General features: G+C 62.7%; 22 protein-coding genes. 9 read left to right on the forward strand and 13 right to left on the reverse strand.

Annotated elements, in window-relative coordinates:
- Positions 1 to 5: 5 nt before the first annotated feature.
- From NTD80_RS25450 to NTD80_RS25500, 11 genes are all read right to left on the reverse strand, one after another.
- A complete protein-coding gene (locus tag NTD80_RS25450; protein ID WP_213554281.1) occupies positions 6 to 773 on the reverse strand; it encodes an ABC transporter ATP-binding protein in 768 nt (255 codons plus the stop codon).
- Positions 774 to 776: 3 nt separating this feature from the next.
- Positions 777 to 2,117, reverse strand: a complete 1,341-nt coding sequence (locus tag NTD80_RS25455) for an ABC transporter substrate-binding protein (RefSeq protein WP_065900974.1) — start codon at positions 2,115 to 2,117, stop codon at positions 777 to 779.
- Between the two features lie 21 nt (positions 2,118 to 2,138).
- A complete protein-coding gene (locus NTD80_RS25460) occupies positions 2,139 to 3,188 on the reverse strand; it encodes a branched-chain amino acid ABC transporter permease (RefSeq protein WP_262135393.1) in 1,050 nt (349 codons plus the stop codon).
- A 4-nt stretch (positions 3,189 to 3,192) separates the two neighbouring features.
- Positions 3,193 to 4,074 (reverse strand): branched-chain amino acid ABC transporter permease, encoded by an 882-nt coding sequence (locus NTD80_RS25465; RefSeq protein WP_262135394.1) that lies wholly within the window; start codon positions 4,072 to 4,074, stop codon positions 3,193 to 3,195.
- The gene (locus NTD80_RS25470) at positions 4,074 to 4,844 is read right to left on the reverse strand and encodes an ABC transporter ATP-binding protein (RefSeq protein ID WP_262135395.1); all 771 of its coding nucleotides are present in this window, start codon (positions 4,842 to 4,844) and stop codon (positions 4,074 to 4,076) included. The genes NTD80_RS25465 and NTD80_RS25470 overlap by 1 nt, the downstream gene beginning before the upstream one ends.
- The gene (locus NTD80_RS25475) at positions 4,841 to 5,743 is read right to left on the reverse strand and encodes an AMP-binding protein (protein WP_262135396.1); all 903 of its coding nucleotides are present in this window, start codon (positions 5,741 to 5,743) and stop codon (positions 4,841 to 4,843) included. The genes NTD80_RS25470 and NTD80_RS25475 overlap by 4 nt, the downstream gene beginning before the upstream one ends.
- Before the next feature lie 122 nt (positions 5,744 to 5,865).
- Positions 5,866 to 7,245, reverse strand: coding sequence for an LLM class flavin-dependent oxidoreductase (locus NTD80_RS25480; protein ID WP_262135397.1), 1,380 nt, complete (start codon positions 7,243 to 7,245; stop codon positions 5,866 to 5,868).
- Positions 7,245 to 7,571 (reverse strand): acyl-CoA dehydrogenase, encoded by a 327-nt coding sequence (locus tag NTD80_RS25485; RefSeq protein WP_065900990.1) that lies wholly within the window; start codon positions 7,569 to 7,571, stop codon positions 7,245 to 7,247. Before NTD80_RS25485 ends, NTD80_RS25480 begins: the two co-directional genes overlap by 1 nt.
- Positions 7,572 to 7,583: 12 nt before the next feature.
- Positions 7,584 to 8,780 (reverse strand): SfnB family sulfur acquisition oxidoreductase, encoded by a 1,197-nt coding sequence (locus NTD80_RS25490; RefSeq protein WP_106803397.1) that lies wholly within the window; start codon positions 8,778 to 8,780, stop codon positions 7,584 to 7,586.
- 278 nt (positions 8,781 to 9,058) lie between these two features.
- Entirely contained in the window at positions 9,059 to 9,397 is a 339-nt protein-coding gene (locus NTD80_RS25495) for a hypothetical protein (RefSeq protein WP_262135398.1), read from the reverse strand.
- A gap of 203 nt (positions 9,398 to 9,600) precedes the next feature.
- Entirely contained in the window at positions 9,601 to 10,164 is a 564-nt protein-coding gene (locus NTD80_RS25500; RefSeq protein ID WP_262135399.1) for a helix-turn-helix domain-containing protein, read from the reverse strand.
- A 93-nt stretch (positions 10,165 to 10,257) separates the two neighbouring features.
- Between NTD80_RS25500 and NTD80_RS25505 the strand changes: the two genes are divergently transcribed.
- The 7 genes from NTD80_RS25505 to NTD80_RS25535 all read left to right on the forward strand — a co-directional run bounded on the left by NTD80_RS25505 (position 10,258) and on the right by NTD80_RS25535 (position 17,401).
- On the forward strand, positions 10,258 to 11,187 hold the full coding sequence (locus NTD80_RS25505) for a DMT family transporter (RefSeq protein WP_262135400.1): 930 nt from the start codon (positions 10,258 to 10,260) through the stop codon (positions 11,185 to 11,187).
- A gap of 174 nt (positions 11,188 to 11,361) precedes the next feature.
- Positions 11,362 to 14,283, forward strand: a complete 2,922-nt coding sequence (locus tag NTD80_RS25510; RefSeq protein WP_262135401.1) for a monovalent cation/H+ antiporter subunit A — start codon at positions 11,362 to 11,364, stop codon at positions 14,281 to 14,283.
- Positions 14,283 to 14,627, forward strand: a complete 345-nt coding sequence (locus NTD80_RS25515; protein WP_003192163.1) for a Na+/H+ antiporter subunit C — start codon at positions 14,283 to 14,285, stop codon at positions 14,625 to 14,627. The genes NTD80_RS25510 and NTD80_RS25515 overlap by 1 nt, the downstream gene beginning before the upstream one ends.
- The gene (locus tag NTD80_RS25520) at positions 14,624 to 16,306 is read left to right on the forward strand and encodes a monovalent cation/H+ antiporter subunit D (protein WP_262135402.1); all 1,683 of its coding nucleotides are present in this window, start codon (positions 14,624 to 14,626) and stop codon (positions 16,304 to 16,306) included. The genes NTD80_RS25515 and NTD80_RS25520 overlap by 4 nt, the downstream gene beginning before the upstream one ends.
- On the forward strand, positions 16,303 to 16,791 hold the full coding sequence (locus NTD80_RS25525; RefSeq protein ID WP_262135403.1) for a Na+/H+ antiporter subunit E: 489 nt from the start codon (positions 16,303 to 16,305) through the stop codon (positions 16,789 to 16,791). The genes NTD80_RS25520 and NTD80_RS25525 overlap by 4 nt, the downstream gene beginning before the upstream one ends.
- Positions 16,788 to 17,066 (forward strand): K+/H+ antiporter subunit F, encoded by a 279-nt coding sequence (locus NTD80_RS25530; RefSeq protein ID WP_005789171.1) that lies wholly within the window; start codon positions 16,788 to 16,790, stop codon positions 17,064 to 17,066. The genes NTD80_RS25525 and NTD80_RS25530 overlap by 4 nt, the downstream gene beginning before the upstream one ends.
- Positions 17,063 to 17,401 (forward strand): Na+/H+ antiporter subunit G, encoded by a 339-nt coding sequence (locus NTD80_RS25535; protein ID WP_262135404.1) that lies wholly within the window; start codon positions 17,063 to 17,065, stop codon positions 17,399 to 17,401. Before NTD80_RS25530 ends, NTD80_RS25535 begins: the two co-directional genes overlap by 4 nt.
- Before the next feature lie 126 nt (positions 17,402 to 17,527).
- Here NTD80_RS25535 and NTD80_RS25540 read toward each other — a convergent pair whose 3' ends face one another.
- The gene (locus NTD80_RS25540) at positions 17,528 to 17,986 is read right to left on the reverse strand and encodes an HIT family protein (protein ID WP_106805635.1); all 459 of its coding nucleotides are present in this window, start codon (positions 17,984 to 17,986) and stop codon (positions 17,528 to 17,530) included.
- Positions 17,987 to 18,036: 50 nt separating this feature from the next.
- A complete protein-coding gene (gene lepB, locus NTD80_RS25545; protein ID WP_065901009.1) occupies positions 18,037 to 18,705 on the reverse strand; it encodes a signal peptidase I in 669 nt (222 codons plus the stop codon).
- Positions 18,706 to 18,817: 112 nt separating this feature from the next.
- On the opposite strand from lepB, the gene NTD80_RS25550 reads away from it, so the two are divergent.
- The gene (locus tag NTD80_RS25550; RefSeq protein WP_262135406.1) at positions 18,818 to 19,381 is read left to right on the forward strand and encodes a dihydrofolate reductase family protein; all 564 of its coding nucleotides are present in this window, start codon (positions 18,818 to 18,820) and stop codon (positions 19,379 to 19,381) included.
- Positions 19,382 to 19,405: 24 nt separating this feature from the next.
- A complete protein-coding gene (locus tag NTD80_RS25555; protein ID WP_262135407.1) occupies positions 19,406 to 19,912 on the forward strand; it encodes a dihydrofolate reductase in 507 nt (168 codons plus the stop codon).
- Positions 19,913 to 20,259: the final 347 nt, after the last annotated feature.

Here is a 20,259-nt window from a genome sequence, read left to right on the forward strand (position 1 = left end):
GGCCCTTACTGTTTACCCAGATAAATGTCATGCAAATCGCCCCGCGCCAGCAGTTCAGCGGCGCTGCCACTCAAGGCCACGCGCCCAGTATCCAGCACATAGCCATGGGACGCATAGGTGAGCGCGACGTTGATGTTCTGCTCGGCGATCAGGAAGCTCACCTGCTGTTCGCGATTGAGCTGCGCGATGATCTCGAAGATTTCCTGCACGATCATAGGCGCCAAACCCATGGACGGCTCGTCGAGCAGTACCAAAGTAGGACGAGTCATCAACGCCCGGCCGATGGCGACCATCTGTTGCTCACCGCCGGAGGTGAGGCCGGCGCGGGTGTGGCGTTTGGTCTTGAGCCGGGGGAACCAAGCGTAGATGCGCTCCAGGTCGCGCTCCAGGTCCTTGCGGCTCGGGCGCCGCACGAAACCGCCGCTGCGCAGGTTGTCCTCGACGCTGAGCTGGCCGAACACATGGCGGCCCTCCAGCACATGCACCATGCCATCGCGCACGCGCTGGCCGGGCTCGACACCGGCCAGGTCGGCGCCGGCGTACTCGATCGTGCCCCGGCTGACTTCGGCCCGTTCGGCGCGCACCAGCCCGGAGATCGCCTTGAGCGTGGTGCTCTTGCCGGCGCCGTTCGCGCCGAGCAAGGCGACGATGCCGCCCTTGGGCACCTCCAGCGACACCCCGGCCACCGCGAGGATCGCACCGTCGTAGATCACTTCAATGTCGTTGACCGTCAGCAGTGACGGGCGTGCGGCGTCGGCGGCGGGCTGGCTCATGGTTTATTCATCCCCAGTGCAGGTACGCGGCGTCAGGCCTTTTTCCTTGGCGAACGCGGCCGACTTCTCATCGATCAGCGGACGCAACAGCGCGCGGTCGGCGGCGATCCACTCGCTGACCAGCGTCCAGTTGGCGCCGTCCCACTGCTGCACCCGCGCCGAACCGCCGCCTTCGTGGTCGCGGCATGACAGCTTGAGGTTCTGCATCAGGCCCAGGTAGCCCATGTCCTTGAGGCGCGCATCATCGATATTCAGGTGTTCCAGGCCCCAGCGGCCTTCTTCGCCATTGAGTGGGCGCTTGCCGAACTTGGCCTGGCCGGTGCGAATCGCTTCCACGGCCACGGCGGCGTTCACCAGGCCGGAGTTGTAGTAGACGCTGCCGAAGTTTTTCAGGTCCTTGAGGTCGCTGTGGCCTTTATCGAGGATGTATTGCTTGAGGCGTTTGTGGATCTCGAAATCCGCGCCGGCCGGGTACGGCGTGAGCGCCAGGTAGCCTTTGGCGGAGGCACCGGCCGGCAGCACGTCTTCGCTGGAGCTGGCCCAGATATCGCCAATGATGTGGTCGACCGGGAAGCCGAAACGCGCGGCGGTCTTCACTGCCACCGGGGTGGACACGCCCCAGGTGCGCAGGAACACCCAGTCCGGGTTGGCCTGGCGCACCTGGCGCCATTGCGCCGACTGCTCGTTGCCGGGATCGGCGACCGGAATCTGGATATTTTCGAAGCCGTATTTCTCTGCAAGCAACTTCAGCGGGCCAAGGGTTTCGCGACCGTAGGCCGAGTCGTGGTAGACCGTGGCGATCTTCTTGCCCTTGAGTTTGTCGAAACCGCCTTCGCGCTGGGCGATGTAATTCACCAGGGTCGAGGCTTCGCTGTAGAAGGTCAGCATCACCGGGAAGTTATAGGGGAACACCGTGCCGTCAGTGGCTTCGGTGCGACCGTAACCGAGGGTGATCAGCGGGATCTTGTCGACCTCGGCGCGCTCGCTCAAGGCATAGGCCGCCGGGGCGCCGTTGGGCTGGTACACCGCGACCGGCGCGCCATCCAGGCCATTCTTGAAGCGCTCGTAGCACTCGATGCCCTTCTCCGCCGTCCACTCGGTCTCGCATTCCTGCCACACCAGCTTCACACCGTTGATGCCGCCTTCGACCTCGTTGATATAGCGCAGGTAGTCGATCATCCCGGCCCACACCTGCACGCCGCTGGACGCATAGGCGCCCACGCGGTAGGTCGCCAGGGGAATGAATTGCTGGTCGGGCGAAGCCATCGCCGGGGGCACAGCGCCGGCCAGGGCAGCCAGCGCGAAGGCGGCGCCGGCCAGGGAACGTTTCAAGGATGCACGCATGGGAATTCTCTTGAGGGAATGTCAGAAACGCAGCGGCCACTGCCGCACACGGTCACGCAGGTTGTGCAACAGGCGAATCAGCCCCTCGGGTTCCTTGATCAGGAACACGATGATCAACACGCCAAAGATGATTTTCTGCAGGTTCTGCAACTGCCCTGCATCCACCGACCCACCGAACAATGCTTGCCCGGCATGACTGAGGAAGATCGGCAGCAAACTGATGAAGGCCGCGCCGACGAAGTTGCCGGCTATGCTGCCCATGCCGCCGATAATGATGATGAACAGGATCTGGAACGAGCGGTTGATATCGAAGCTGCTGGCACTCGCCGTGCCCAGGTAGGCAAAGGCCCACAGCGCGCCGGCGATCCCCAGGTAGAACGAGCTGACCGCAAACGCCAGCCGCTTGTAGCGCACCACCGGGATGCCGACCACGGCGGCGGCGGTGTCCATGTCGCGGATCGCCATCCAGTTGCGCCCCACCTGGCTGCGCACCAGGTTGATCGCGGTCCAGGTCAGCAGCAGCACCGTCACCAGGGTCAGCAGGTAACGGCCCAGCGGCGTATTGAGGTCGTACCCGAACAACGCCAGCTTCGGCGCCGAGATCGTGCCGGACGAGCCGTAGTTGTAGAACCAGGGGAATTTGACGAACAGCCACTCCAGGAAAAACTGCGCGGCCAGGGTGGTGACCATCAGGTAGAAGCCCTTGATCCGCGAACTCGGCAAGCCGAACAGCAGCCCGACCAACGCGCTGATAATCCCGCCGCCGAGCAGCGCCACCGGCAAGCCCAGCTCCGGCAGGCGCAGCAGGAAGCCATAGGTGGCGAAGGCGCCGACTGCCATGAAGCCGGCCGCGCCCACGGAGGTCTGCCCGGTATAGCCGGTGAGCAGGTTCAGGCCCAGCCCGGCGAGGGACAGCACCAGGAACGGGATCAGGATCGCGTTGAGCCAATAGTCATTGCCCCACAGCGGCACGCCGATAAAGGCCACTGCCAACAGGGCGAGCAGGCCCCAGGGCACGCGCCGGTGGACCAGCAACAGCGGCGCGGTGAGTTGAGCAACAGGGGTCGACATGGTTTCAGACTCGCTCGATGGCGCGCTCGCCGAACAGGCCGGCGGGACGGATATACAGGAAGGCCAGGGCCAAGACATAAGCGAACCACGGCGTGATGCCGCCGCCGATCAACGGGCCGATGTACACCTCGGCGAGGTTCTCCGCCGCGCCGACAATCAGCCCGCCGACGATCGCCCCGCCAATCGAGGTAAAGCCGCCGATAATCAACACCGGCAAGGCCTTGAGCACCACCAGCGACAGCGAGAACTGCACGCCCTGGCGCGCGCCCCACAGCAACCCCGCCACCAGCCCGACCACGCCGGCCACGGCCCAGACGATCTGCCAGATACGGTTGAGGTTGATGCCGATCGACAGCGCCGCCGTGGTGTCATCCGCCACCGCGCGCAACGACACGCCGATGCGGGTCTTGTTGAACAGCAGCGCGAGCACCGTCACCAGCACCACGGCCACCGTCGAGGCGATCAGGTCGAACTGGCTGAGCATCAGCGGCCCGACAAACAGCGGCACGTCGTCGATGCCCAAGTCCAGCGCGCGCACTTGCGAGCCCATCAAACCCTGGGCCAGGCCTTCGATAATGAACGACAGGCCGAGCGTGGCCATGAACAGGGTGATCTGCGAACGGTTGACCAGCGGGCGCAGCACCAGGCGCTCGATGAGCAACGCGCCGACGATCATCACGATCACCGTCAGCAGCAATGCCAGGGCAAAGGGCACGCCCTGATCGTGCAGGCTGACGAAGGTCAGCGCGGCAAACAGCAGCATCGAGCCCTGGGCGAAATTGAACACACCGCTGGCCTTGTAGATCAGCACGAAGCCGATGGCGACCAGCGAGTACATGGTGCCGGCGAGCAGGCCGCCGAGCAGGGTTTCGAAGAAGAAGGTCATCAGTGTGCGACTCCCAGGTAGGCCGCGATCACCTCGGGGTTGGCTTGCACGTCCGCCGGCGTGCCGTCGCCGACCTTGCGCCCGTAGTCGAGCACCACTACATGATCGGACAGGCCCATGACCACGCCCATGTCGTGCTCGATCAACACCACGGTGGTGCCGAGGTCGCGGTTTACGTCGGCGACGAAACGCGCCATTTCCTGTTTTTCCTCAGCATTCATCCCGGCCATGGGCTCGTCGAGCAGCAACAGGCTGGGCCCGGCGATCAGCGCGCGCCCCAGTTCCACACGTTTTTGCAGGCCGTAGGACAGGTTGCCCGCCAGCACATCGCGGTGGGCCTGCAGCTCCAGGAACGCGAGGATGCCCTGCGCCCGCTGACGGAACGCCTCGGCTTCACGGCGGGCGCGGGGCAAGCCCAGCGCCTGCTCGATCAAGCTGCTGCGCATGTGCCGCGACAGGCCGGTGAGGACGTTGTCGAGCACACTCATTTTCTTGAACAGCGCATTGTTCTGGAAGGTCCGGCCAATGCCTCGGCGCGCCGCGCCCAGCGGATCGATGCGGTGCAAGTGCTGGTCCTCGAAGATGATCTCGCCGGCATCGAAGCGATACACGCCGTTGAGCACATTGAGCAACGAGCTTTTGCCGGCGCCGTTGGGGCCGATCAACGCGCAGATCTCACCGCGCCGCACCTCGAAGGACAACGCATTGATCGCCTTCACACCTTTGAACGACAGCGAGATATCCCGCACCTGGAGAATGGCCTGGGTCATGCGCTTTCCCGTTTGAATTCGGCAAGCCACGTCGGCTCTGTCGTGGAAGTGAGGGGCTGCCAGATGTAGGTGAGGCGCTGGAAGCCGAGCAGTTTGCGCACGCGATTTTTCAGCAGGCGGCGCAGGCCGCTGTGCGGGTGGGCGATGGCCCAGTCGCACAGGCGCCGGCGCCAGGTGCCGTGGGGTGCCAGGCGGCTTTCGATATCCTCGGCCAAAGATTGCAGGCGCGCGGGCGACAGCAGCAGACCGGTGGGAGCGACTTCACTGCGATCGCGCCGCGCCGATGCCGGGCTTTCCGGGAACGCCAGGCCGTGCCCGCTGTTCAGCCATTGCTCGAGCACCACCGCCAGGCCGCCCTGCCACTGGGTGCCCTCCTCGCTCCACAGCGCGGTTTCGCCGCTGGGTTGCCACCAGCGCTGCACCTGCTGCGCGGGGTCGGTGGGGCCCAGCAGCTGGGCAAAATCGAGTCGATTGGCGGCTGGCCAATGCCGTGCCTGTTGGCGGTCCTGCACATAACAATGGGTGGGACGAATGCGCCATAGCTGGTGATGCAAGGCTTCGGTGTCGAGGTGATCGGCGAGGGTCAGCACCGGCCCGCCCACGGACTGCGCCGCCAGGGCCAGCAGCAACAGGTTGGGCTCGAATGCACCGCTGAGGGCCAGCCGCGACGACTCGCCGAAACCCTGTTGGCGCAAGCCATCGGCCAGGCGCTCGACATCGCGCAGCGCGTCGATCCAGCGCCAGGCATACCACTGGCCCTGGCGCTTGTGGCGCAGCGCGGTGTGCAGCGGTGTGATCTGCGCCCAATGCTGCAGTTGCTCCAGGGCCTTGGGCAGATTGCCGAGCAGTTCGGCAGGCCATTCCAGGGCCAGCGGACGCTTGAGTTCGTGCACGCTCATAGGGGTGATGCTCCTATTCAAGGGGTGTGCGTGCGGTGGTCCGCTGGCTGAATTATTTGACTCGACACCGCTCATCTGTGGGCGCTGGCTTGCCGGCGCCCAAGGGGATCGGCTTGAGTCAGTTAGATTGCGCTGGCTTTAAGGTCGCGATAACCGGCCCCCGGATGGTTCGACGCCAGCCGTGCACCGTCGCCGAAGAGTTTCTCGCGCAAGGTGCCCTGGGCGTATTCGGTCTTGTACACGCCGCGCTTCTGCAGTTCCGGCACCAGCAGGTCGACGGCGTCGATAAAGGTTTCGTGGGTCAGCGCGTAGGCCAGGTTGAAGCCGTCGACGTCGGTCTCTTCCACCCATTCCTGCAACAGGTCCGCCACGGTTTCCGGGCCGCCGACAAACAGCGGGCCGAAGCCGCCGATGCCAACCCAATCGGCCAATTCATTCGGGGTCCAGACCTTGTTCGGGTCCGCCGTGGAGAAGGCTTCCACCGCCGACTGAATGGCGTTGGTGTGCACGTGCTTGAGTGGCTCATCGGGTTTGAACTGGCTGAAGTCGATGCCGGTCCAGCCGGAAATCAGCGCCATCGCGCCTTCATAGCTGACATAGGATTTGTACTCCTCGAACTTGGCCTTGGCCTTGGCGTCGGTCTCGCCGACGATCACCGTCTGCAGGTTGAAGATGAGGATTTTCTTCGGATCACGCCCCGCCTCGGCTGCACGCCGGCGGATGTCGGCGACGGTCTTCTTCAGCAGCACTTTGGACGGCGCGGCGACGAACACGCACTCGGCCTGCTCGGCGGCGAACTGCTTGCCGCGACTCGACGCGCCGGCCTGGTACAGCACCGGCGTGCGCTGCGGCGACGGTTCACACAGGTGAATGCCGGGCACCTGGAAGTGCTTGCCGACGTGGCGGATCTCGTGGATTTTGCTCGGGTCGCTGAAGATCCGGCGCTCGCGATCACGCAGCACCGCGCCCTCCTCCCAGCTGCCTTCCCAGAGTTTGTAGCAAACCTGCAGGTATTCCTCGGCGTAGTCGTAGCGCGCATCGTGTTCGGTCTGGGCTTTCTGGCCCAGGTTCTTCGCGCCACTTTCGAGGTAGGAGGTGACAATGTTCCAGCCGACGCGGCCCTTGGTCAGGTGATCGAGGGTCGAAAGCCGGCGCGCGAACGGGTACGGGTGCTCGAACGACAACGACGCCGTCAGGCCGAAACCCAGGTGTTCGGTGACCAGTGCCATCGGTGCTATCAGCGACAGCGGATCGTTGACCGGCACTTGTGCCGCCTGGCGAATCGCCGCGTCGCCGTTACCGTTGTAAACGTCGTAGATGCCCAGTACATCGGCGATGAACAAGCCGTCGAACTTGCCGCGCTCGAGGATTTTGGCGAGGTCGGTCCAGTACTCCAGGTCCTTGTACTGCCACGAACGGTCACGCGGGTGCGCCCACAGGCCAGGGGATTGGTGGCCGACACAGTTCATGTCGAAGGCGTTCAAGCGGATTTCACGGGACATCAAAGCACTCCGTTGAGGTGATAGTTGCCGACAACCTGGTATTTGTGGCGCAGCGGGTCATCGAGGCTCGGCGGCAATGCGGTACGTTGGCCGGTCAGTTCAAATTCGGTGGCGCTGGCAAAAAGCAGGGCTTCGGCGGCAGCGATCTGTGCTTCGGTGATGGCCACCGGGCTCGGGTGGGTCTCGGCGCGTTCGAGCAAGGCGGCGGCCACGTCCACGCGGATCTGCAGGTCGCCGAAGCGGCTGATCACGTAGGGGTCGTCACTCTTCGCGACGGCGCGGCGGGTGCTGTCCAGCAGTTGGCGCGCTTGATTCAGTGCAGTCATGGGGCAGGCTCCTCAGTTCCAGGCGTGGCGTGCGGGCTTCACGCCGTTGAGCACGAAGTTGCCGATCAGGTGGTATTTCCAGCGGGCCGGGTCGTGCAGGGTGTGGGTGCGCGCGTTGCGCCAGAAGCGGTCGAGGTTGTGTTTGCCGGTGACCGAGCGAGTGCCAGCCAGTTCGAAGAGTTTGCTGCTGGCGAGCAAGGCGGTTTCCGCCGACAGCACCTTGGCCTGGGCGACGACCAGTGAAGCGTTGGCGACGCTGTCTTCATTCGGCTCGGCCAGCGCCTGGTCCACCGCCTTGCCGGCCTTGGCGAGGATCGCTTCGGTGCCGTGCACGCGCCATTCCAGATCGCCGATGGCGGCGATGGTGAACGGGTCTTGCCAGCCGTGATCCTGTTGGCTGTCGATCCATGGCCGCGCCTGGCGTGCGTAAATCTTCGCCTGCTCCAGGGCACCGAGGGCGATGCCGGTGTCGACGGCAGCCTGGATGATCTGCGAGATCGGGCCGTTGGCGGTGGGTTGGTCGAAAGCCTGGTGGGCGGGGATCACCGCGCTGAGGGGGACGGTGACGCCGTCGAGGGTCACGCCGCCGCTGGCGGTGGTGCGCTGGCCAAAGCCGTCCCAGCTGTCGATCACACTCAAGCCCGGCGCGTCACGCTCGACAAAGGCGATAAACGCCTGGCCGTGTTCGTTGTTGCCGACGGTGGGCACGATATGCGCGAACAGCGCGCCGGTGCAGTAGAACTTCTCGCCATTGATTTGCGCGGTGTCGCCGTGCACGCGGATCTGCGTGTCGAAGGTGCCGGCGTTTTTGCTCTTGGCTTCGGAGAAGGCGTTGCCGAAACGGTAGCCGGCCAGCACCTTGCCGAAGTAATGGCGTTTTTGTTCCTCGGTCGCGGTTTGCAGCAGGATGTCCACCACGCCCAGGTGGTTCTGCGGGATTTGCCCCAGGGACGGGTCGGCGGCGGAAATCAACTTGATCACCTCGGCCACGGTCACGTAGGACACTTCGGCGCCGCCGTAGGCCTTGGGAATGGTGATGCCCCACAGGCCGCTGGCGGAAAATTCGTCGAGTTCGGCCACCGGCAGGCGGCGCTCGCGGTCACGCACGCTGGCGTCGACGGCGAAGCGTTCGGCCAGGCGCTTGGCGACCTCGATGGCTTCGGCATCCGAGCGGATGATATGGGCAGGGTGTTGAGGATGGGCTGACATGGGCCGACTCCAGGCTCCGATGGGATACTGGAGTGATTGCAGGAGTCGTGCCTGAATTTAATCGCCAGTAAAATCAGCGGGTTGCTGGTTAATCAGGGCGCCAGGGCGGGTTTCAAACCAGCAAAGTGTCCATCCACTGTTGCCTGGCAGACAGTTGAGTCACTCCCCGCTGCATGACGTGGAGGATGAGGAACAGCATGGGTCAAAGCCCTGTGCAGAAACAACAAACTGCCCAACCAACCGTGGCTAGCTGGACAGTTCAAGCACTCAGGGCCGGATCAGACGACAGTTACTTGGAGGATGTCCGAGGAGCCTCGATGTACCGTATCTCGGTACCAGACATCATACTTGACGGACACCGGGCCCTGGCCGACATAGCGTGAGAAGGCACCTTTGGGAACCGGAATTTGTTGCTTGTCACTAGGATTGACCACGGTATGTTTAATCGTCGGCCATCCATGAAATTCCAGATGGATAATGCAATGTTCCTCGATGAGTGCTTGTGGGTACACCGTGCAGATTGCCGCACCCTCCACCTTCGATATTTCGATGATATTTTTTGGAAAATCCTCAAATGCGGGAGCGGAAAACACCGCTTTGGTTTCTTCGGGATTCATGGTCAATGTCCTCTCGGCTAATGCTTACGGGGAATGTATTCACAATGGATTACCCGTGCAAAAAACGGCTGGACATCGCACTTGCAGAAGGTTTCTTCCGTTGTAGCAATGATTAAGCGCTGCCGTCGTCGCCTGCACAACTGTCAGACTTCACAGGTACGGCAAAAAATTGATTGTTTTCAAGGCGTAAGCAAAATGCAGGGTCAAATCACGACATTGCGCACAAAACGCACGGCGACGGAGCCGTCATTACGGTAGGCATGCGGCTGGTGGCTGGCGAACATGAAGAATTCACCGGCGCCTATGGTGGTTTCCCGATCGCCGAGCACCAAGGTCAGGCTGCCCTCGAACACGAACAACTGTTCGCTCCAGCCTTCCAGATCGGGATCCGGGCAATAACGATCACCGGGTTCGAGGCGCCACTCCCATAACTCGACCTCGCGCCGCGCAGTCGCCTTGGCGAGCAACACCGCCTTGCTACCATCGATTTCGCCCGCCCAGGCCAGCTCGTTGATACGGCTGTGATCGCGCACATCCGGGGCCTGGATCAGGTCGCTGAACGCCACGTCCAATGCTTCGGCCACGCGGTCGAGGGTCGACAGGCTGACGTTCTTCTCGCCCGCCTCAATGGCCACCAGCATGCGCCGGCTCACCCCGGACTTTTCCGAGAGCGCAGTCTGGCTCAGGTCGGCGGCATGGCGCAGGCGCCTGACGTTCTGGCTGACGTGCTGCAGGACCGAGGCCCGTTGCGGATTTTCTTTGTGCACTATATTGCTCATAAGGTGGGTGTGCGCAGTATACTGCCCAGCAGTGCGGCGCATTGTGCGGTCCGTGCCTTTCCCTTGCAAGACCGAGCCGCCATGACCGCCGCGAATACCGCCCCACGTTTCAACCGTTTCAGCAAAGCCGAATGTCTCCTGGTGTTTATCACCATGATCTGGGGCGGCACCTTCTTGCTGGTGCAGCATGCCATGACGGTCAGCGGGCCGATGTTTTTCGTGGGCCTGCGCTTCGCCGCAGCGGCCATCGTGGTGGGCTTCTTCTCCCTGCGTACCCTGCGCGGCCTGACCCTGTTCGAGTTGAAGGCGGGCGCCTTCATCGGCACCTCGATCATGTTCGGCTACGGCATGCAGACCATCGGCCTGCAAACCATTCCAAGCAGCCAATCGGCCTTCATCACGGCGCTGTATGTACCGTGCGTGCCGCTGTTGCAGTGGTTGGTGCTGGGGCGCCGTCCGGGGCTGATGCCAAGCATCGGCATCATGCTGGCCTTTACCGGGTTGATGCTGCTGACCGGCCCGACCGGGGCCTCGCTCAACTTCAGCCCCGGCGAGATCGCCACGCTGATCTGCGCGATCGCGGTGGCGGCCGAGATCATCCTTATCGGCGCCTATGCCGGGCAGGTGGACGTGCGCCGGGTGACCGTGGTGCAACTGGCCACCGCCTCGCTGTTGTCATTTTTGATGGTGGTACCGATGGGCGAAGCGCTGCCGGGGTTTTCATGGTTGCTGGTATTCAGCGCCGTGGGCCTGGGCTTGACCAGCGCGGTGATCCAGGTGGCGATGAACTGGGCGCAGCAGAGTGTCTCGCCCACCCGTGCCACGTTGATTTATGCCGGCGAGCCGGTGTGGGCTGGGGTCATCGGGCGGATCGCCGGGGAACGCTTCCCGCCGCTGGCGATGCTGGGCGCGGCGTTGATAGTGGTGGCGGTGATTGTCAGTGAGCTGAAGACGCGCGGTTCGAAAGTTGTCGATGCCAAGGCCGAAGTCGAACCGGAAAGCCAGGCTTGATGATCTAAGCGGCAAACGACAAACGGCAAGAAATATACGCTCGGCTATCCTCTTGTAGCTTGCCGCTTATAGCTGCCCTCTCCGACCTCTGTAGGATCCTGCCACATCTTGCCGTTTGGTGATCGAGAAAGCGGCACGTATGATGCATCCCAAACTCCCGCAGATTAGAAGCCTATGTCCCTGATAGTTCTACTGCTTCTGCCTTTTATTGGCAGCTGTCTGGCGGCCTTGCTGCCGCACAATGCACGTAACACCGAATCCCTGCTGGCGGGCCTTGTAGCCTTGGTCGGTACGATTCAAGTCGCCCTGCTCTACCCCCAGATCGCCCACGGTGGCGTGATCCGCGAAGAATTCATGTGGTTGCCCAGCCTCGGGCTGAACTTCGTGCTGCGCATGGATGGGTTCGCCTGGCTGTTCTCGATGCTGGTGCTGGGCATCGGCACGCTGGTGTCGCTGTACGCCCGCTACTACATGTCACCGGAAGACCCGGTGCCGCGTTTCTTCGCGTTTTTCCTGGCCTTCATGGGGGCCATGCTGGGCCTGGTGATTTCCGGCAACCTGATCCAGATCGTGTTCTTCTGGGAACTGACCAGCCTGTTCTCGTTCCTGCTGATCGGCTACTGGCACCACCGCGCCGATGCACGCCGGGGTGCCTATATGGCGCTGATGGTCACCGGTGCGGGCGGTCTGTGCCTGCTGGCCGGGGTGATGCTGCTGGGGCATATCGTCGGCAGCTATGACCTGGACCTGGTGCTGGCGGCGGGCGAGCAGATTCGCGCGCATTCGCTGTACCCGGTCATGCTGGCGCTGGTGCTGGTGGGCGCCCTGAGCAAGAGCGCACAGTTCCCGTTCCACTTCTGGCTGCCCCACGCGATGGCGGCGCCGACCCCGGTTTCCGCCTACCTGCACTCGGCGACGATGGTGAAGGCCGGCGTGTTCCTGCTGGCCCGCCTGTGGCCGTCGCTGTCCGGCAGCGAAGAATGGTTCTGGATCGTCGGCGGTGCCGGCGCCCTCACCCTCCTCCTCGGCGCTTACTGCGCCATGTTCCAAAACGATCTCAAGGGCCTGCTGGCCTACTCCACGATCAGCCACCTCGGGCTGATCACCCTCCTGCTGGGCCTCAACAGCCCGCTGGCCGCCGTCGCCGCCGTGTTCCACATTCTCAACCACGCGACCTTCAAGGCCTCGCTGTTCATGGCTGCCGGCATCATCGACCACGAAAGCGGTACCCGCGATATCCGCAAGCTCAGCGGCCTGGTGCGGTTGATCCCGTTTACCGCGACCCTGGCGATGGTCGCGAGTGCCTCCATGGCCGGCGTACCGTTGCTCAACGGGTTCCTGTCCAAAGAGATGTTCTTCGCCGAAACCGTGTTCATCACCTCGACCGCCTGGGTAGAGTTCGCCCTGCCGTTGATCGCGACCATTGCCGGTACGTTCAGCGTGGCCTACGCCCTGCGCTTCACTGTCGACGTGTTCTTCGGCCCGACCGCCACCAACCTGCCGCACACCCCACACGAACCGCCGCGCTGGATGCGCGCGCCGGTCGAGCTGCTGGTGTTCACCTGCCTGCTGGTGGGGATCTTCCCGGCCCAGGTGGTCGGTTCGATCCTCGCCGCCGCCGCCCTGCCGGTCGTGGGCGGAGTGCTGCCCGAGTACAGCCTGGCGATCTGGCACGGCTGGAATGCGCCGATGATCATGAGCCTCGTGGCGATGTCCGGTGGCGTGGTGCTGTACCTGCTGCTGCGCAAGCAGCTCAAGCGCGGGCGCTTCAAGTACCCGCCGATCATCAGTTACTTCAACGGCAAGCGCGGCTTCGAGCGCAGCCTGGTAGTGATGATGCGCGGCGTGCGCAAGATCGAAAAACGCATCAGCACCAAACGCCTGCAGACCCAGCTGTTCCTGCTGGTGCTGGCGGCAGTGATCGCCGGCCTGATCCCGATGCTGCACAGTGGCATCAGCTGGGGCGACCGCCCGAAAATCCCGGGGTCCATCGTGTTCGTGACCTTGTGGCTGCTGGCGATTGCCTGTGCCCTCGGCGCTGCCTGGCAGGCCAAGTATCACCGGCTGGCGGCCCTGACCATGGTCAGCGTGTGCGGCCTGATGACCTGCATCACCTTTGTGTGGTTCTCGGCGCCGGACCTGGCGCTGACGCAACTGGTGGTCGAGGTGGTGACCACCGTGCTGATCCTGCTGGGCCTGCGCTGGCTGCCACGGCGGATCGAAGAAGTCTCGCCACTGCCCAGCTCGCTGCGCAAGGCACGTATCCGTCGCCTGCGTGACTTCCTGCTCTCCACCGTGGTGGGCGGCGGCATGGCGCTGCTGTCCTACGCGATGCTGACGCGCCAGACGCCCAACGACATTTCCTCGTTCTACTTGAGTCGCGCCCTGCCCGAAGGCGGCGGCAGCAATGTGGTGAACGTGATGCTGGTGGACTTCCGGGGCTTCGACACTCTGGGCGAAATCACTGTGCTCGGCGCCGTGGCGCTGACGGTGTACGCCCTGCTGCGCCGCTTCCGCCCGTCCAAGGAAAGCATGCAACTGCCGGCGCAACAGCGCCAGCTCGCGCCGGACGTGGCCACCGACCTGGTCAACCCGCGCCAGGCCAGCGACACCGCCCTGGGCTTCATGATGGTGCCGGCGGTGCTGGTGCGCCTGCTGCTGCCGATTGCGCTGGTGGTGTCGTTCTACCTGTTCATGCGCGGCCACAACCAACCGGGCGGCGGCTTCGTCGCCGGGCTGGTGATGTCGGTGGCGTTTATCCTGCAATACATGGTCGCCGGCACCCAGTGGGTCGAGGCGCAGATGAGCCTGCGGCCGATGCGCTGGATGGGCTTCGGGCTGTTCTCGGCGACCCTCACCGGGCTCGGTGCGCTGTTTGCCGGGTACCCCTTCCTGACCACGCACACCTGGCATTTCAGCCTGCCGCTGCTGGGCGACATTCATATCGCCAGCGCGTTGTTCTTCGACGTCGGCGTGTACGCCATGGTCGTCGGCTCGACGCTGCTGATGCTCACCGCCCTCGGTCACCAATCCGTACGAGCGCATAAACCGAGCAACCAGGCCAAAGTGGTTGCCGCAACGGAAGGAGCCGCCTGATGGAAGAAGTCATCGCAATCGCCATTGGGGTCCTGGCGGCCTCCGGCGTCTGGTTGATCCTGCGCCCACGGACGTTCCAGGTAGTGATGGGCCTGTGCCTGCTGTCGTATGGGGTCAACCTGTTCATCTTCAGCATGGGCAGCCTGTTTATCGGCAAGGAGCCGATCATCAAGGACGGCGTGCCGCAAGACCTGCTCAACTACACCGACCCGCTGCCCCAGGCGCTGGTGCTCACGGCCATCGTGATCAGCTTCGCCATGACCGCCTTGTTCCTGGTGGTGCTGCTGGCCTCCCGGGGCCTGACCGGCACGGACCATGTGGACGGCCGGGAGCCCAAGGAATGACGTGGATGAATCAACTGATCGTCGCGCCGATCCTGCTGCCGCTGCTGACGGCCGCGTTGATGCTGATGCTCGGCGAGAAGCACCGCCCGCTCAAGGCGCGCATCAACCTGTTCTCCAGCATGATCGGCCTGGGTATCGCGATTCTGCTGCTGTACTGGACGCAAAAAGGCGGCCCCGGCTCGATTGGCGTGTACCTGCCGGGCAACTGGCAGGTGCCGTTCGGCATTGTGCTGGTGATCGACCAACTGTCGGCACTGATGCTGGTGCTGACGGGGATCATCGGGGTGAGCGCGCTGCTGTTCGCCATGGCCCGCTGGGACCGTGCCGGCACCAGTTTCCATGCGTTGTTCCAGATCCAGATGATGGGCCTGTACGGCGCGTTCCTGACCGCCGACCTGTTCAACCTGTTTGTGTTCTTCGAGGTGCTGCTGGCGGCGTCCTACGGCTTGATGCTGCACGGCTCGGGGCGGGCGCGGGTGTCGTCGGGGCTGCATTACATCGCGATCAACCTGCTGGCGTCGTCGTTGTTCCTGATTGGTGCGGCGATGATCTACGGGGTCACCGGCACGCTGAACTTCGCTGACCTGGCACTGAAAATCCCGCTGGTGCCCGAGGCTGATCGCGGCTTGCTGCACGCCGGTGCGGCAATCCTCGCCACGGCGTTCCTGGCCAAGGCCGGCATGTGGCCGCTGAACTTCTGGCTGGCACCCGCCTATTCCTCGGCCAGCGCACCGGTGGCGGCGATGTTCGCGATCATGACCAAGGTCGGCGTGTACACCGTGCTGCGCTTGTGGACCCTGCTGTTCTCCGGCCAGGCCGGGGCCTCGGCGCTGTTTGGCGGCGACTGGCTGGTGTACGGCGGCATGGCCACGATCATCTGCGCGGCGCTGGCGATGATCGCTGCGCAGCGGCTGGAGCGCATGGCAAGCCTGAGCATCCTGGTTTCGGCCGGGATCCTGTTGTCGGCGGTGGGTTTTGCCCAGCCCAGCCTGACTGCCGGCGCGCTGTTCTATCTGGTCAGCTCCACGCTGGCGCTGAGTGCGCTGTTCCTGCTGGCCGAATTGATCGAACGCTCGCGCTCGGCCAATGACCTGCCGCTGGACGAGGAAATCGACGCGCTGCCCAAGGCCATGGAATCCTTGCACCCGCGTCCGGGCGTCAACCTCGATGACGAGCAGAAAGCTGTGATCGGCCAGGTCATCCCCTGGACCATGGCCTTCCTCGGCTTGAGCTTCGTGGCGTGCGCCTTGCTGATTATCGGCATGCCGCCGCTGTCGGGGTTTATCGGCAAACTCAGCTTGTTGAGTGCGCTGGTCAATCCGCTGGGCCTGGGCGTCAGTGTCGATGAGCCGATTCGTCCCGCGGCCTGGGGCCTTGTGGCGCTGCTGATCCTGTCCGGCCTGGCCTCGCTGATCGCTTTCGCCCGCCTGGGCATCCAGCGCTTCTGGACCCCGGAGGAGCGCCCCTCGCCGCTGCTGCGCCGCTATGAGTGCGTGCCGATCTTCTTCCTGCTGGGCTTGAGCATCCTGCTGACCTTCAAGGCCGAACCGTTGATGCGCTACACCCAGGCCACCGCCGAGAGCTTGAACAACCCGGAACACTATGTGATGGCGGTGATGGCGACGCGTCCGGTACCCAGCCCTGAGGCCCAGGCGGCCGCGCTGGAGGTGCAACCATGAAGCGACTGTTCCCTGCCCCGTGGCTGTCCCTGGCGTTGTGGATGTTGTGGCTGGTGCTGAACCTGTCGGTGAGCCCCGGCAACCTGCTGCTGGGCGCCCTGCTGGGCTTTCTTGCGCCGTTGATGATGGCACCGCTGCGGCCCTTGCCGATCCGCATCCGCCGTCCTGGCGTGATCATCCGCCTGTTTTTCCTGGTGGGCCGCGATGTGATTGTCTCCAACCTGCAAGTGGCCTGGGGCGTACTGATGTGCGGCTCCCGCCCGCCGCGTTCGCGCTTCATCAAAATCCCCCTCGACCTGCGCGACGCCAACGGCCTGGCCGCGCTGTCGATGATCACCACCGTGGTGCCCGGCACCATCTGGTCGGAACTGGCGCTGGACCGCAGCATCCTGCTGTTGCACGTGTTCGACCTGGAGGATGAAGCGCCCTTCATCGAGCACTTCAAGACCACCTACGAGCGGCCCCTCATGGAGATCTTCGAATGAGCGCCCTGCTTTCCAATGCGATCCTGTTCAGCCTGTTCCTGTTCTCGCTGGCCATGGTGCTGACCCTGATCCGCCTGTTCAAGGGCCCGTCGGCCCAGGACCGGGTACTCGCGCTGGACTACCTGTACATCCTGGCGATGCTGATGATGCTGGTACTGGGCATTCGGTATGCGAGTGACACCTACTTTGAAGCGGCGCTGCTGATTGCACTGTTCGGCTTCGTGGGCTCGTTTGCCCTGGCGAAATTCCTGCTGCGTGGGGAGGTGATTGAATGATGCCGTTGTGGATGGAAATCGTTGTCGCAGTGCTGCTGGTGCTCAGCAGCGTGTTTGCGTTGATTGGCGCGCTTGGCTTGCTGCGGATGAAGGACTTCTTCCAGCGCATGCACCCGCCGGCGCTGGCCTCGACATTAGGCGCCTGGTGCGTGGCGCTGGCGTCGATTATCTATTTTTCGGGGCTCAAGTCCGGGCCGGTGCTGCACGGGTGGCTGATTCCGATTTTGTTGGCGATCACCGTGCCGGTGACGACGTTGCTGCTGGCCCGTACGGCGCTGTTTCGCAAGCGCATGGCCGGTGATGATGTGCCGGCCGAGGTCAGCAGCCGGCGCTGATTCATCAAGCGAACACAGTAAAAAATGTGGGAGCGGGCTTGCTCGCGAATGCGGTTTTTCAGTCAGCACATCAGCGACTGACCCACCGCATTCGCGAGCAAGCCCGCTCCCACATTTGGTTTTGCATTAGACAAATGATCTGATGTGCGCCGCCAACTCCGCTAGCTCGGCATCATCCGCCCGCACAAAATCGTGGGACGAGATATAGCCCTCATAGGCTTCGAAGAACTTCTCCACCTTGGAGCTGATGGGCTTGAAGGTACTGTCCCCGCCCGTCCCATGCATGGGAAACAGCTTCGCATGCAAATGATCCACTCCATACCCTTCAAGAATCATCCCCGTACGGGCCACATCGGGAAACGCGCGGTCGATCTGTTGCGCAGTCTTCTTCGCGGCGATAGCAAGCCCGGCCAACACCTCATCCGACTGCGCAAACGCATAGCTGCCGTAGTGCTGCTTGGGGATTACCACGCTGAAACCCGGTGTATTGGGAAAGATCGAGAGAAACGCCATATGCTGGTCGTCTTCCCACAGAATGTGCGCTGGGGAGGTCTTTTGAACAATGCTGCAGAAAATACACGTCATTTGAATCTCCATCAGTGGCTCTTGTTGCCCTTCAGATAGCACAGATCCCGTTACAAGATCGACGCGCCAAACCTGCGAAACCGTGGCATCCAATCATCGAGAATCTGCGCCGACGCCAGCACGTGATGCGCCCGACCGATCAACAGCCGACGTGGCACAAAGCCGATGTATCGCGAGTCATCGCTGTTATCGCGGTTATCCCCCAGCATGAAATAGCTGTCGGCCGGCACCACCACTGGCGCGAAATTGCGCATCGCCCGCACCGTCGGCATGAACTGCACAGTACGCTGGCGGTTGGCGGCCAATTCGTTCAGCTTGATCCCAGGTACCGTGTGACCGGGGACAATTGGCTCGCTGATGTCCTGCGCATCACTGTAGGTGGCTGGCGTACCGTTGACCCACAGCACTTCATCGCGCATTTCCAGGGTGTCGCCGGGAACGCCGACAATCCGCTTGATCAGGCGCATGCCATCCTTGGGTGACGAGAACGTCACCACATCGCCGCGCTGGGGGTTATCGAGGTGGGCCAGGGAAATATCCGTGAGCGGGACCTTGAGGTCATACGCTACGCGATTGACCAGCACCACATCGCCTTCCAGCAAGGTCGGGCGCATGGAGCCGGAGGGAATCGGATTCCAGTCGGCCAGGGACGTACGGAAAACGCCGAAGCATATCCAGAAAATGATTGCGTAACGGTAACGGATCAACCAACTTCGCATACATCCTCGCGCGACAGAAAGGGGCATCAGGATTGTTTCTTAGACGCCCGGTTGTGGCACGCGAGGATTAAATGAACATTAGCGTCAAAGCGCACTAAAAGGAGTTTTCGCCATGGATATCCGCTGTTCCGTTTTTATCGCAACCAGCATCGACGGTTTTATTGCCCGTCCAGACGGTGATATCGAATGGTTGCACCGACCTGAATACGAAACCGCGGAGTTGAACGGCGTGACCTATGAACGCTTCATCCCCACGGTCGATGCACTGGTAATGGGTCGCAAAACCCTGGAGAAAGTCTTGTCCTTCCCGGATTGGCCCTACGAGGGCACGCCCGTCATTGCCCTCTCCCATCAGCCTCTGCAGATCCCTGCGCATCTGGAGGGCAAGGTCGAGGTCATGGCAGCAGACGTCACCTCACTCGTAGCAACGTTAGCCGAACGCGGTATGAAGCACCTCTATATCGACGGTGGCCAGACGATCCAGGCGTTTCTTGAAGCGGGCCTGGTCAATGAGCTGATCATTACGCGTATCCCGGTTTTGCTCGGGCAAGGCATTCCACTGTTCAGCCAGGTTGGCAGTGAGCGGGAGCTGCAGCATATTGGCACCTACGTGTCGGACAATGGTTTTGTGCAAAGTCGGTATCAAGTAATGTCAGGCGCTCACGCCGCGCAATAATGGATTTCTCTGAAGGAACAGACCATGAACCCACCCCTCGCATTGGTCGCAGGCATAGGCAGCCGTAATCGCTCCATCGGCAAAGCCGGCGGGCTGTTGCGAATGGTGCCGGATGATCTGCGCAGATTCGCTGCCAAGACGATTGGCAAGCCGGTCATCATGGGCCGAAAAACCTTCGAGTCGGTCATTGCCCTCAGCGGTAGGCCATTGGCCAATCGGCCCAACATCGTGCTGTCCAGAAACCCCGACTATGTGCACGAGCACGCTATCGCCTGCCAGTCCCTGGCAGCGGCACTAGAACGCGCAGCCCTCTACACCCCCGAGGAAATTCATATCGGTGGCGGGCCAGAGCTTTATGACCAAGCGATACACCTTGTGGACAGGCTGTACCTGACCCTGTTCGACGATGATCACGAGGGTGAAGCCAGGTTTCCGCGTTTTGAGGATGAGTTCGTTGAGGTCTGCCGCCATGGCGTCCGACAACACGAGGGCCTTGAGTATGAATGGGTGGACTACGTCAAGCGTAGATAACCACGCGATGAAACGGCCACGCTAAAAACTGTAGGGGCTGGCTTGCGGCGATGGCGGTGTATCAGCCAGCATGTTCGGTGGCTGATACACCGCCATCGCAGGCAAGCCAGCTCCCACATTTGGATTGGGGACATCTGCGGATCGGCCGCGTGTCTGCCAACAATCCATTGACTAAATCCTTCTGAAAAACCATAGCCGTCCGTTGAAGGCTATGGCGTCGTACCCAGACGCTGCCGGTCAACGCTACGGAGGACCTGGCGTCAGCTCAAGCGCTGGCAAGCATTTGGCTTTTCACAGAAAAATCTGAAACCGAAGAATTCGCAAAGTGGGCACGGTAAAAAATGTGG

Origin of the sequence: Pseudomonas sp. 13B_2.1_Bac1 (assembly GCF_025466155.1) — a bacterium.
GTDB lineage: Bacteria > Pseudomonadota > Gammaproteobacteria > Pseudomonadales > Pseudomonadaceae > Aquipseudomonas > Aquipseudomonas aylmerensis.

What these genes read in the sequence shown, in the direction of transcription:
- lepB (WP_065901009.1), bottom strand. Translation starts at nt 18,705, where the DNA reads ATGCGAAGTTGGTTGATCCGTTACCGTTACGCAATCATTTTCTGGATA.
- NTD80_RS25550 (WP_262135406.1), top strand. Translation starts at nt 18,818, where the DNA reads ATGGATATCCGCTGTTCCGTTTTTATCGCAACCAGCATCGACGGTTTT.
- NTD80_RS25540 (WP_106805635.1), bottom strand. Translation starts at nt 17,986, where the DNA reads ATGACGTGTATTTTCTGCAGCATTGTTCAAAAGACCTCCCCAGCGCAC.
- NTD80_RS25510 (WP_262135401.1), top strand. Translation starts at nt 11,362, where the DNA reads ATGTCCCTGATAGTTCTACTGCTTCTGCCTTTTATTGGCAGCTGTCTG.
- NTD80_RS25450 (WP_213554281.1), bottom strand. Translation starts at nt 773, where the DNA reads ATGAGCCAGCCCGCCGCCGACGCCGCACGCCCGTCACTGCTGACGGTC.
- NTD80_RS25515 (WP_003192163.1), top strand. Translation starts at nt 14,283, where the DNA reads ATGGAAGAAGTCATCGCAATCGCCATTGGGGTCCTGGCGGCCTCCGGC.
- NTD80_RS25530 (WP_005789171.1), top strand. Translation starts at nt 16,788, where the DNA reads ATGAGCGCCCTGCTTTCCAATGCGATCCTGTTCAGCCTGTTCCTGTTC.
- NTD80_RS25485 (WP_065900990.1), bottom strand. Translation starts at nt 7,571, where the DNA reads ATGACTGCACTGAATCAAGCGCGCCAACTGCTGGACAGCACCCGCCGC.
- NTD80_RS25520 (WP_262135402.1), top strand. Translation starts at nt 14,624, where the DNA reads ATGACGTGGATGAATCAACTGATCGTCGCGCCGATCCTGCTGCCGCTG.
- NTD80_RS25460 (WP_262135393.1), bottom strand. Translation starts at nt 3,188, where the DNA reads ATGTCGACCCCTGTTGCTCAACTCACCGCGCCGCTGTTGCTGGTCCAC.
- NTD80_RS25480 (WP_262135397.1), bottom strand. Translation starts at nt 7,245, where the DNA reads ATGTCCCGTGAAATCCGCTTGAACGCCTTCGACATGAACTGTGTCGGC.
- NTD80_RS25470 (WP_262135395.1), bottom strand. Translation starts at nt 4,844, where the DNA reads ATGACCCAGGCCATTCTCCAGGTGCGGGATATCTCGCTGTCGTTCAAA.
- NTD80_RS25475 (WP_262135396.1), bottom strand. Translation starts at nt 5,743, where the DNA reads ATGAGCGTGCACGAACTCAAGCGTCCGCTGGCCCTGGAATGGCCTGCC.
- NTD80_RS25465 (WP_262135394.1), bottom strand. Translation starts at nt 4,074, where the DNA reads ATGACCTTCTTCTTCGAAACCCTGCTCGGCGGCCTGCTCGCCGGCACC.
- NTD80_RS25555 (WP_262135407.1), top strand. Translation starts at nt 19,406, where the DNA reads ATGAACCCACCCCTCGCATTGGTCGCAGGCATAGGCAGCCGTAATCGC.
- NTD80_RS25455 (WP_065900974.1), bottom strand. Translation starts at nt 2,117, where the DNA reads ATGCGTGCATCCTTGAAACGTTCCCTGGCCGGCGCCGCCTTCGCGCTG.
- NTD80_RS25535 (WP_262135404.1), top strand. Translation starts at nt 17,063, where the DNA reads ATGATGCCGTTGTGGATGGAAATCGTTGTCGCAGTGCTGCTGGTGCTC.
- NTD80_RS25505 (WP_262135400.1), top strand. Translation starts at nt 10,258, where the DNA reads ATGACCGCCGCGAATACCGCCCCACGTTTCAACCGTTTCAGCAAAGCC.
- NTD80_RS25525 (WP_262135403.1), top strand. Translation starts at nt 16,303, where the DNA reads ATGAAGCGACTGTTCCCTGCCCCGTGGCTGTCCCTGGCGTTGTGGATG.
- NTD80_RS25490 (WP_106803397.1), bottom strand. Translation starts at nt 8,780, where the DNA reads ATGTCAGCCCATCCTCAACACCCTGCCCATATCATCCGCTCGGATGCC.
- NTD80_RS25495 (WP_262135398.1), bottom strand. Translation starts at nt 9,397, where the DNA reads ATGAATCCCGAAGAAACCAAAGCGGTGTTTTCCGCTCCCGCATTTGAG.